Annotated in this window: 8 protein-coding genes; 6 read left to right on the forward strand and 2 right to left on the reverse strand. The window is 57.0% G+C overall.

Going from position 1 to position 11,532, the window contains the following annotated elements:
- The first annotated feature begins 280 nt into the window (after positions 1-280).
- The 5 genes from topA (at position 281) to QC816_RS15575 (ending at position 5,092) form a co-directional block, all read left to right on the forward strand.
- Positions 281-2,911 (forward strand): type I DNA topoisomerase, encoded by a 2,631-nt coding sequence (gene topA, locus QC816_RS15555; RefSeq protein ID WP_085919280.1) that lies wholly within the window; start codon positions 281-283, stop codon positions 2,909-2,911.
- Entirely contained in the window at positions 2,908-3,369 is a 462-nt protein-coding gene (locus QC816_RS15560) for a DUF6586 family protein (protein WP_085919281.1), read from the forward strand. Before topA ends, QC816_RS15560 begins: the two co-directional genes overlap by 4 nt.
- Before the next feature lie 109 nt (positions 3,370-3,478).
- The gene (locus tag QC816_RS15565) at positions 3,479-3,943 is read left to right on the forward strand and encodes a 2-hydroxyacyl-CoA dehydratase (protein ID WP_309783257.1); all 465 of its coding nucleotides are present in this window, start codon (positions 3,479-3,481) and stop codon (positions 3,941-3,943) included.
- Positions 3,944-3,983: 40 nt separating this feature from the next.
- Positions 3,984-4,616 carry a L,D-transpeptidase family protein gene (locus QC816_RS15570; RefSeq protein WP_264826219.1) on the forward strand — a complete coding sequence of 211 codons (633 nt, stop codon included), beginning with the start codon at positions 3,984-3,986 and terminating at the stop codon, positions 4,614-4,616.
- Between the two features lie 212 nt (positions 4,617-4,828).
- Positions 4,829-5,092 carry an Lpp/OprI family alanine-zipper lipoprotein gene (locus QC816_RS15575; RefSeq protein ID WP_085919284.1) on the forward strand — a complete coding sequence of 88 codons (264 nt, stop codon included), beginning with the start codon at positions 4,829-4,831 and terminating at the stop codon, positions 5,090-5,092.
- Between the two features lie 102 nt (positions 5,093-5,194).
- Here QC816_RS15575 and QC816_RS15580 read toward each other — a convergent pair whose 3' ends face one another.
- On the reverse strand, positions 5,195-6,349 hold the full coding sequence (locus tag QC816_RS15580) for a L,D-transpeptidase family protein (RefSeq protein ID WP_085919285.1): 1,155 nt from the start codon (positions 6,347-6,349) through the stop codon (positions 5,195-5,197).
- Positions 6,350-6,415: 66 nt separating this feature from the next.
- Complete coding sequence (gene mfd, locus QC816_RS15585; protein ID WP_268902180.1) at positions 6,416-9,865, reverse strand: transcription-repair coupling factor; 3,450 nt, start codon at positions 9,863-9,865, stop codon at positions 6,416-6,418.
- Between the two features lie 198 nt (positions 9,866-10,063).
- On the opposite strand from mfd, the gene QC816_RS15590 reads away from it, so the two are divergent.
- Positions 10,064-11,527 carry a glyceraldehyde-3-phosphate dehydrogenase gene (locus QC816_RS15590; RefSeq protein WP_085919287.1) on the forward strand — a complete coding sequence of 488 codons (1,464 nt, stop codon included), beginning with the start codon at positions 10,064-10,066 and terminating at the stop codon, positions 11,525-11,527.
- Positions 11,528-11,532 lie beyond the last annotated feature (5 nt).

Consider the following 11,532-nt stretch of genomic DNA (forward strand, 5'->3'; position numbering starts at 1 on the left):
CCCCTGTCCAATGGCAGGGGCGTTTGCGTTGGCATCTCCATTGTGCGGCGTTGATTTTTGGGTTGCCGTTGCGCAATCGGCAGTCTAGTGTCTAGCTACAAATTAGTTGAAAAGTGTGATGTTCATCATCATTGAGTCGACTGCATCCTCGTGCTCACCACTGGCGCTTCGTTATGGGCTGGGGTAGGGTAGGCGCATTTTTTCGCCCGCACGGTTTTGATGGCTGTTGCGGCATCGTATTCATCGCACCTCAGCGTGTGCACTCAGAAAGTGGAGCACTATGGGTAAGTCACTGGTCATCGTCGAGTCGCCCGCCAAAGCGAAGACGATCAATAAATACCTCGGCAACGATTTCATCGTAAAGTCGAGCGTGGGTCACATCCGTGACCTGCCGACCAGCGGCTCAGGCAAGACAGCCTCTGACCCCAAGGAGCGCGCTCGCCAAGCCGCGGCTACACGTAAAATGTCGGCGGACGATAAAGCCGAATATAAAAAGCGCAAGGCACAGGACCAGCTGATAAGACGAATGGGCATCGACCCCAATAACGGCTGGGAAGCACACTACGAAGTACTTCCCGGCAAGGAAAAAGTCGTTGCCGAACTCAAGAAGCTGGCCGAGAAGGCTGATGCCGTCTATCTGGCAACGGATTTGGATCGCGAGGGGGAAGCCATTGCCTGGCACCTGCGCGAAACCATCGGCGGGGACGACAGCCGCTATAAGCGCGTGGTGTTCAACGAAATCACCAAAAACGCCATTCAGGACGCTTTTAAAGCCCCTGGGGCACTGAATATTCCGCGTGTTGAAGCCCAGCAGGCCCGGCGTTTTCTTGATCGTGTGGTGGGCTTCATGCTGTCGCCGTTGCTTTGGGCCAAGATTGCCCGGGGGCTCTCGGCTGGCCGCGTGCAGTCCGTTGCCGTGCGCTTGATCGTCGAGCGGGAGCGGGAGATACGGGCATTCATTCCCGAAGAGTTTTGGGATGTGCACGCTGACCTTGCCTCGCCGGATGGCGAACAGGTGCGCTTCGTGCTGGCCCGTCAGGACGGCAAGGCCTTCCGCCCGACGTCTGAAAAGGACACCCTGGCGCGTATCGAGCGGCTCAGGAGCGCGTCGCTTTCGATCACCTCGCGGGAAGATAAACCCACCAGTTCGAAGCCAACACCCCCCTTTATCACCTCGACATTGCAACAGGCGGCCAGCGGGCGGTTAGGCTTCTCGGTCAAAAAGACCATGACCATGGCCCAGCGTCTGTACGAGGCGGGCTATATCACCTATATGCGTACCGATTCGACCAATCTGTCCAAAGATGCGGTGGACAACGTGCGGACATTTATCGGTGAAGAATACGGGCCGCGCTATTTACCCGAGTCAGCCAACCGCTATACCAGCAAGGAAAGCGCCCAGGAGGCTCACGAGGCTATACGTCCGTCGAGCGTTGACCGTCAGGCGACCGACCTGGTGGGCATGGAGCGTGATGCCGAGCGCCTTTACGAGCTTATCTGGCGTCAGTTCGTGGCTTGTCAGATGACGCCTGCCGAGTACCTCTCAAGCACATTGAGTATCGACGTTGACGGTTATGAGCTGCGTGCCAAAGGTCGTGTGCTGAAGTTCGACGGCTACACTCGGGTAATGAAACCCAGTGGTAAGAATGAAGACCAGCGTCTGCCGGATCTGCCGACCGGTACGCCCATGTCGCTTGAAACCCTTGACCCGCAGCAGCACTTTACCAAGCCGCCCGCACGTTATACGGAGGCAAGCCTTGTCAAGGAACTTGAAAAGCAGGGTATCGGGCGTCCGTCGACCTACGCCTCGATCATCTCGACGATCCAGGATCGCGGCTACGTAAAGCTCGAGAGCCGGAGGTTCTACGCCGAAAAACTCGGCGATATCGTGACGGAGCGTCTAAAAGAGTCCTTCCCTGATTTGATGGACTTTTCGTTCACCGCCCGCATGGAAGACAGCCTGGATGAAGTCGCCGAAGGTGAGCGTAACTGGCAGGCCCTGCTGGATGCCTTCTATGAAGAATTTCGGGAAGAGCTGGTCCAGGCTGAAAGCGAAGACGGCATGCGGCCCAATCAACCGGTGCCCACCGATATCGACTGCCCCGCCTGCGGTCGTCAGATGCAGATACGTACAGCCTCGACGGGGGTTTTCCTCGGCTGCAGTGGTTATAACCTGCCGCCCAAAGAGCGCTGCAAGACCACCATCGACCTGATTCCCGGTGAAGAGGCCGTGGCCGCTGATGCGGGTGAAGAGGCTGAAACCGACGCGCTGCGTGCCAAGCGTCGTTGCCCGGTCTGCAGCACGGCGATGGATAACTATCTGATCGACGAAACCCGGAAGCTGCATATCTGTGGCAATAGCCCGGATTGCGAAGGTTATGAGGTTGAAACCGGCAAGTTCAAGATTAAAGGCTATGATGGGCCGCTTATCGAATGCGATAAGTGTGGTGCGGACATGCAGCTGAAGTCCGGGCGCTTTGGCAAGTACTTTGGTTGTACCAACAGTGAATGTAAAAATACCCGCAAGCTGTTGAAGAGCGGCGAAGTGGCACCGCCGAAGATGGACCCCATTGATATGCCGGAACTGGCCTGTCAGAAAGTCGATGACCACTACGTACTGCGCGACGGTGCCAGCGGACTGTTTCTGGCAGCGAGCAAGTTTCCCAAAAACCGTGAAACACGTCCGCCGCTTGTCAAAGAACTCAAGGCCCATGCCGATGAGTTGCCTGAAAAGTACCATTTCATCCTCAAGGCGCCCAGCGAAGACCCGGACGGGCGGCCTGCGCAGATTCGCTACTCGCGCAAGTTCAAAGAGCAGTACGTGATGACCGACGAGGAGGGCAAGGCGACAGGCTGGAAAGCGACTTTTGAAGGCGGTAAATGGCACGTGGAGGACAAGCGTAAAAAATGAGTGATCGTGCGCGCACCAATCAGTTGCTCTACCAGGCTGAACTACTGGCGACTTCAACTACCGATGATAACGAGCATGCCGTTGCGCAAGGTATGGCACAGGAAGAGGGGGCGCTTGCACTGTTTGAGCTGGCGCTGACGTCATTGCTGCGCGAAGTGACAGAGCACGCTCGTTTGGCCCAGCACGATTGGCGCTATCTGTTGTCTGAGGAAGGGCCGGCGATGGCAGAGCTTCAGCGCCTGCGTGACTTGGCCCACCATCCGGATTCTTGGCTAAACTGGCTGGTAGTACAGCTGGATAAACTGCATAGCAGTGAAGGCGTGGCCAAGCGCCGAGCTTCCCAGCCCGGAATGATTGCGGTTGGCGATCAAGCCAGCTTGCGCGAGCAACTTCGGGACCATCTCGAGTCGGCCAAGCGAGAAGTCGCCGCGCTGCGCGAAACCAGTCAAGAGTGGTAATGAGCAGAGTGGTAATGAGCGTAGTACTGAGAGTGGTACTGAGAGTGGTAATGGGAAGTTAACTAGACCGCGTTGCTCTATGAAGCCGCGATGTAGGAAGGGAGAAACAATGCGCTACAACCAAGTAAAAGATTTGATTGTCTGGGTCGAGGCCTACCATGGGCGTTTATCGGAACAGTACCGCGCCAAGGCTGGTGCTGCCGAGAGCGAAAGACTGCAGATGGTGCTCAATTATCTGGCGGACCATGAAACGCGCATGCAGGCAGGCTTGCGCGCTATCTTCGATGAGTCACATGAAAAGCGCGACGTGCTGGATACATGGTTTGATGATCCCAATGACTTTCCGCAGCCGCCGCAACTGGAGCAACTGGCCGATAAGCCCGTTGGCAACTCCATTGAGTCGGTAATGGAATCGGCCGTCGAAGCGCATCGCACCCTTGAGGCGCTGTACCGCCACCGGGTTGATCGGGCTGTGATTGAACCCGAAGCCGAATTTTTTAACGCCCTGGCGGAAGGCCACAATGCCGAACTCCGTCGCATCGTAGCCGGCATTGAAGAGTTGCAGGGCGTTTAGTGTTGTATCCTCGTTACCACCATCTTGATGAGAGTACTGAATGAAGCCGGTAACCCGTCGCCGTTTTCTGGCCTTAGCCCTTGGTTGGCCAGTAGCTGCCAGTGCAGCGGCCAGCGTCACCTTGTCGTCCGAAGTCTACCCCGACCTGGTTGCCAATCAGCTTGAGCGTGCCGCATCCCCCCGGGAGCCCTATGAACAATGGGTGCTGATTGATGATGAAGCATCAACGTTGACCGTGTTTCGCGGATACTCGGTGGTAGAGGAGTTTAAGCCTGTCTCACTTGGCCGTGGTGGTGCCAGAACTCAGCGGCTGCGGGGTGACAACACTACGCCTCTGGGCGAGTTCCGGGTTAACCGCTTCAATCACGACAGCAAGTGGCATATTTTCATGGGGGTCGATTATCCGACCCCCGCTCACGCGCGGATGGCGCTACAGCAGGGTATTTATTCCCAAGCGGATTACGACGCCTATTTTGATTATTATCGCCGCCACCGCCAGCCGCCCCAGAATACCGTGCTCGGCGGGGCCATTGGCATTCATGGGTTAGGCGAGGCGGATCCCGATATTCATGAACGTTATAATTGGACCCAGGGCTGCGTGGCAGTGACTAATTCGCAAATCGAACGCCTGGCCGAGCTTGTCAAGGTTGGCACTCGCGTAGTGATCCGCTAAGCTGGTGTCGTAGAAGGAAGTTCGAGGTTTTAAACACGTGGCTATAGACAACCGTTGTAGATTGTAATAAAACAGCGTTTGACTTACGTGCTTCGCGGCACAAGTCACGGTCAAGAACCTGCACCGCAGGTAGACAAATTTAGGCTCATCTCGTAAGCTTATGTTTGTCATACCCTTAACGTTGTACCCAAGGAAGATTCAAGGAGAACACTATGACTTTCAAGACGACTCTGAAGATGTCTGCTGCTGCTGCTTCACTGGCCATCCTGGCCGGTTGTGCCTCTACTGGCGCGCTGGAAGAAGTACGCATGACAGCTGAATCAGCACAAGCTGACGCCGCTGAAGCACGTAGCATGGCTTCTCAAGCTCTGAACACTGCAAACCAAGCTCAGCGCGACGCGCAAGCTGCCCTGCAGATGTCTGAGCAGAACCGTGCAGAAATGGAGCGCATGTTCGAGCGCTCTATGCAGAAGTAATATGACTAACGGTTGCGAAGGTTAAGTTCTTCGCAGCCATTAGGCATAAAAAAACCCCGCCTCGGCGGGGTTTTTTTGTGGCCAGTCGTTGGGCCTTGACCGTTATACCTCGTCATCAGCCCGGCCGCTGTCGCTTAGCTCAATCTGCTTGAAGATGCCTTGCTCCAGAGGGTCGGGCTTGTTTTCTTCAGCAGGCTCCTCAGGCTCTGGGGCAGGCGCTTGCGGACCATACAGGGCGACGAAACGACCGTTGGGCGATTCAACTGCGCTGCGAACCTGAGCATAGTCTACCTGGATGTTGTCTTCCGTTAGCTCCGAAATGCGTTTGAGAGCTTCAAGCAGCGGTTCAAAGTCGTCCATATTTTCTTCGAGCTGCGGGTAAGACTGAACAAACAGGGTGCCATCAGAAGCCCAGCCGGCCTTGAAAGGGGCGTCAATCAAATTAACCGGGGTGCCGCTGGGTACACGCTCGTAAAGTGACTCGATATCCTCGGGGTACATGCGGATGCAGCCGCGACTGACACGCATGCCGACCCCGTCAGGGCGGTTTGTGCCGTGGATCAGGTAGCTGGGCAGCCCCAGCAGGATTGCGTGTTCGCCTAGCGGGTTGTCAGGGCCGGGTGGCACGATTGAAGGAGCTGGTTCGCCGCGTGCGGCGGCTTCGCGTCGCATGGAGGCGGGGGGTGACCAGGCCGGGTCCTTAACCTTGATCGTGGTCTTGGTCTTGCCAACGGGTGTCGCGAATTCCTCGCGGCCTACGCTGACCGGGTAGGTCTCAACGATACCCGGCTTGTCAGCGGGGTAGTAGTAAAGCCGCAACTCGGACAGATTGATCACGATGCCTTCGCGTTCTACCGGTGGCAATATGTAGCGGGATGGAATAACGACTTCGGTGCCTTCGCCAGGCACCCATATGCTGACATCAGGATTGGCCATGCGAATTTCTTCATAGCCAATGTTGTGTCGCCGGGCCACATCGATAAGTGTGTCTTTCGGATTGTCGATCGTGATGGTATAGCGTTCGCCAATAATGTCGCCTTCATCGGGAATGCGGAATTCCCCGCGTGGCAGGTCGTTTGGCGACTTCTGCGAAACGAGTTCTGCGCTTTCAATGGCGATGTCGCTCAGTTCGGGCGTGTTCTGACTTGCCTGCTCGCCGTCGGCAGACTGAGCCATCACCGGGGCTGAAAGGCTTGCCGTTAGCAGAACCGCAAGGCTGGTAGGGCCCCAGCGAAGAAAAGTATGACGAATGTTCATGAGTAATCCTAATCAGTGAATACATCGCACGCAGGCGATGACAACAGGTTCAGTTTGCCGCAACCGTCAGGCCGCCGCCACTTTTTGATTGAGTGTGGCTAACAGTGACTCGATATGTTCAAACCGCTGGTCGATTTTTTCCATATCGAGTTCAAAACGTAACGTATCCGAACCGTCCAGACGGTAGTGTTTTGGTGAGCTTTGAATAAGCGTGACCAGTGTGTAGGGGTCCACCTGGGTATGCTGGTCAAAGATGATTCGACCGCGCTTCTCACCTGCCTCTAACCGCTTGATACCAAGCTGCTCGGCTCGCTGGCGTAGTCGCGTCTGGCGTATCAGGTGCTTTAGCGGTGCTGGCAATAAGCCAAAGCGGTCAATCAGTTCCACCTGCAGTTCTTTAAGCTCCGCGTCGCTTTGGGTGTTAGCAATGCGTTTGTACATGACGAGCCGCTGCTGGACGTCGTGAATGTAGTCGTCGGGAATCAGTGCAGGCAGGTTAAGGCTGATTTCAACGCCGCTATCGAAGGGCGCATCGATATTCGGCGTCTTGCCGGCACGAATGGCTTTCACGGCACGATCAAGCATTTCCATATAAAGGGTATAGCCGATGGTTTCCATTTGGCCACTCTGCTCATCACCGAGCAGTTCCCCCGCGCCGCGGATTTCCATGTCGTGGCTCGCCAGGGTGAAACCAGCGCCCAGGTCATCCGAGGCACTGATCGCCTCGAGACGCTTGACGGCGTCCCGGGTCATGGCCTTGGGCGTCGGGGTGAGCAGGTAAGCATACGCCTGGTGGTGGCTGCGGCCCACACGTCCGCGCAGTTGATGCAGTTGTGCCAGGCCAAACTTGTCGGCCCGCTCGATGATAATGGTATTGGCGCTGGGTACGTCGATGCCGGTTTCAATGATGGTCGAGCAGACAAGCACGTTGAAGCGGCGGTGGTAGAAATCGGACATGACCCGTTCGAGGTTTCGCTCCGGGAGCTGGCCATGGGCGACGGCGACCCGGGCCTCAGGAATCAACGAGCGAATACGCTCGGCCGTATTCTCAATGGTCTTGACTTCGTTGTGCAGAAAGTAGACCTGGCCACCACGCAGAATCTCGCGCAACAGCGCCTCTTTGATAACACCGTCCTGATGCTGCTGAACAAAGGTTTTGACCGATAGCCGACGGGGCGGCGGTGTCGCGATGATCGACAGATCGCGAATACCGCTCATCGCCATGTTAAGCGTCCGGGGAATGGGCGTGGCCGTCAATGTCAGGATATCGATCTGGGCGCGCAGGGTTTTGAGCTTTTCCTTCTGGGCGACGCCAAAGCGGTGCTCCTCGTCTATGATCAACAGGCCCATCTTGGGCAGTTCAACGCTATTGCCGAGAAGCTTGTGGGTGCCAATCACGATATCGGTCTGGCCGTTCTTGATATCGTCCAGCGTCTTTTTCATCTCCTTGCCATGGGTAAAGCGCGAGATGAGGCCGATATTGACCGCAGTGTCGGCAAACCGGTCCCGGAAGTTCTCAAAATGCTGGCGGGCCAGCAGAGTGGTGGGAACCAGTACCACAACCTGACGGCCCGACTGAACCGCCAGAAAGGCGGCGCGCATGGCGACTTCGGTCTTGCCGAAGCCCACGTCCCCGCAGACCACTCGATCCATGGGTTGGGGCGATGTCATGTCGTCGATGACGGCTTCAATGGCGGCTTGTTGGTCGGCGGTTTCTTCAAACGGAAAGCTCCCCGCGAAACGCGCGTATTCATCGCTCGGTGCTTCATATACAACGCCCTGCTGCGCTTCTCGACGGGCATAGATATCCAGCAGTTCAGCGGCGGTGTCGCGAATTTTCTCGGCGGCTTTCTTGCGAGCTTTTTCCCACTGATCCGAGCCCAGCTTGTGCAATGGGGCCAGCTCATCGTCAGCACCACTGTAGCGCGAGATCAGATGGAGGCTATCCACCGGCACATAGAGCTTGGCACCGTCGGCATACTCCAATGCCAGGAACTCATTGGCCTGACCGCCTGCCTCAAGCGCTTCCAGGCCGATGTAGCGGCCTACGCCATGGGCCTGGTGGACCACCGGCGCGCCTTTGCGCAGTTCTGAGAGGTGGCGAACGGCAAATTCATTATCGTCGGTGGCCTTTTCACGGCGCCGGCTCTGGCGAACCACATCGCCGAACAGCTCTGTCTCGCTGATCACGGCGAGCGGCGGGTCGGTCAGCCAGAGCCCGCTGTCAATCAGGCCCTCCGTAATGGCGAGGCGCTGGTCACCGGCGAGGAAGTCCTGAAACCCATCGACGTGAGGCAGTTTCAGCGACAGTGGTGCCAGTACGTCTTCAAGGGCCTCGCGTCGTCCGCGTGACTCGGCAACCAGCAGCACACGGGAATCGGTCTCGCGCTCGAGGAAATCGGCAAAGTCGTTCAGCGGCCGTTTGGCCCGGGAGTCGATCGCCACCGTGGGCAGTGACTTGGCTTCGGGCGCCAGGGCGTGGCGCTGTTCAGGATCGTCACTCAGTTCAACCCGCGGGCGCTGCTTGATGGCCGCAAATACATCGCTGACCGGAAAGAACGCGCGGTGTGGCGGCAACAGCGGTCGTGTAGGGTCGACTCCCAGATTGGCGTAGCGGCTTTCGATTGACTGCCAGTGCTGTTCGGCCGCCGCATAGACGCCCGGCAGCATGGCGACCCGGGTATCCTGGGTCAAGTGGTCAAACAGCGACGCCGTCTCCTCAAAAAACAGGGGGAGGTAGTGTTCCAGCCCCGGCGACGGAATGCCTTTGAGCGCATCGTTATACAGCGGGCATTGGCGCGGATCGACATCAAACAGGGTCTCGAAAAATTCGCGGAAGCAGGCGATCGATGAGCGGCTCAGTGAGTATTCATGGGCCGGCAGCAATTCGATCCTGTCGAGCTTGTCGGTGGAGCGTTGGTTGCCCGGGTCAAAATGACGCAGGGTATCGATCTCATCGTCGAACAGGTCAATCCGGATGGGGGCGTCCATCCCCATGGCGAACAGGTCGATCAAGGCCCCGCGCATGGCGTATTCGCCCGGTTCATAAACGGTTTCCACGGCCCGGTAACCCGCTCGTGAGAGTGCTTCGCGAAACGGCTCACGATCGAGTTTGTCGCCGACATTTAGCGTCAGGACGCGCCCGGCGATGTAATCCACCGGCGGTAAGCGCTGCATCAGCGTATTGATCGGTACCAGAACAAGTCCGCGTACCCCGTCCTGAAGCTGGCGCAGCGTGCGCAGGCGCGCGGAGACGATATCCTGATGGGGTGAAAAACTGTCATAGGGTAGCGTTTCCCAGTCAGGGAAGGGCAATACCGGGACATCACTATAAAACGACAGATCCTGCTCGAGGCGTTGGGCGCTGGCGGTATTTGGCGTGATCACCAATAGAGGAGCGTTGGCGGCCAGACGTGCCAGTGCAAGCGCCGACGCGCTCCCGGGGGGCGATGTCCAATAAAGTGTATCGCGCGCGCCCTCGGGTTGGGGCGGAGCAAGTAGAGAAAACGTGGGCATAATAAAGATGTCGTTCTGCGCTGAAACGGAACCTAGATCATACACGATCAAGGCTTTCAGGCAGAAGCAGCCCGCTTGTAGTCAAACCGCTGTTTATGTAATCCCCCTACATCGTCTGCGACTATCCAGGCATTGCGGCCCATTCAACGGCTACGGATAATACCCATGAAAATTATTCATTACTTAATGAGGCCGCACGTGAGTCAGCAAACGCTCGATAACGTTTTTCAGGAATGGCAAAGCAACGAAGCTCTGGCGGAGCAGATGATCCCTTTGGTTGGCCGTCTGTACCGTCAGCACAATGTTGTGGCGACCATGTATGGGCGTTCGTTGATCAATCAGTCGGTCATCCGCATCCTCAAGGACCATCGTTTTGTTCGCAAAATCGAAGGGACTGAGCTGTCGGTCGAAGATACCTTCCCGATTGTCAAAGCGCTGTGCGAGCTGAACCTTGGGCCTGCCCACGTGGATGTCGGCAAGCTGGCCGTGATGCTGAAGCGGCAGGGTGGTGGCGATGTCGAGACCTTCCTGCGCAAGGAGCTGCACCAGATCGTTGACGGCTACCAGCCGGGTGCCAGCAAGGGTGAGCCCAAAGACGTTGTGCTTTACGGGTTTGGTCGTATCGGACGTTTACTGGCGCGTGTCCTGATCGAAAAAGCCGGCGGCGGCAACCTGCTGCAGCTGCGGGCGATCGTCGTGCGCGGGCGTGGTGATGTCGCGAAGGATCTGGAGAAGCGTGCCAGTCTGTTACGCCGTGATTCGGTTCACGGGCCTTTTGAAGGCACCATTGCCGTTGATGCCGAGGCGCGCACCCTGACGGTCAACGGTAACGTGGTGCAAGTCATCTATGCCGATAACCCAAGCGATATCGACTATACGGATTACGGCATCAACAACGCGGTGATCGTCGACAACACAGGGATATGGCGTGACGAGGCAGGCCTGGGTCAACATGTCGCATGCCAAGGCGCGTCCAAGACGCTGCTGACGGCGCCGGGCAAAGGCGATATCAAGAATATTGTCTATGGCATCAACCATGAGTCGATTACCGAGCAGGACCGTATCGTATCGGCGGCCTCGTGTACGACCAATGCCATCGTGCCGGTGCTCAAGGCGCTCAACGACGAATATGGTGTCGTTAATGGCCACGTGGAGACCGTTCATGCCTACACCAACGATCAGAACCTGATTGATAACTATCACAAAGGGGACCGTCGCGGGCGCAGTGCCGCCCTCAATATGGTGTTGACCGAAACCGGCGCGGCCAAGGCGGCGGCAAAAGCATTGCCGGAGCTTGAAGGCAAGCTGACGGGTAATGCGATCCGCGTGCCCATCCCCAATGTGTCCATGGCGATCCTGAACCTGACGCTCGACAAGACAACGGATGTCGATGCGCTTAACGACTATCTGCGCCGTATGTCGATTGACTCGGCCTATCAGAAACAAATCGACTTCGTTGATTCTCCGGAAGTGGTCTCATCCGATTTTGTGGGCAACCGACACGCCGGGATTGTGGATGCCAAAGCCACTATTGCCAACGGTCATCATGCCGTCGTCTATGTATGGTACGACAACGAATTCGGCTATAGCTGCCAGGTGATCCGTATTCTTCAGCAGATGTCGAACGTCAGCTTTCTCAAGCTACCCCAGCAAGCCAGTTAGTCTGT

This window comes from Vreelandella janggokensis, from assembly GCF_031451615.1.
GTDB classification, from domain to species: domain Bacteria; phylum Pseudomonadota; class Gammaproteobacteria; order Pseudomonadales; family Halomonadaceae; genus Vreelandella; species Vreelandella janggokensis.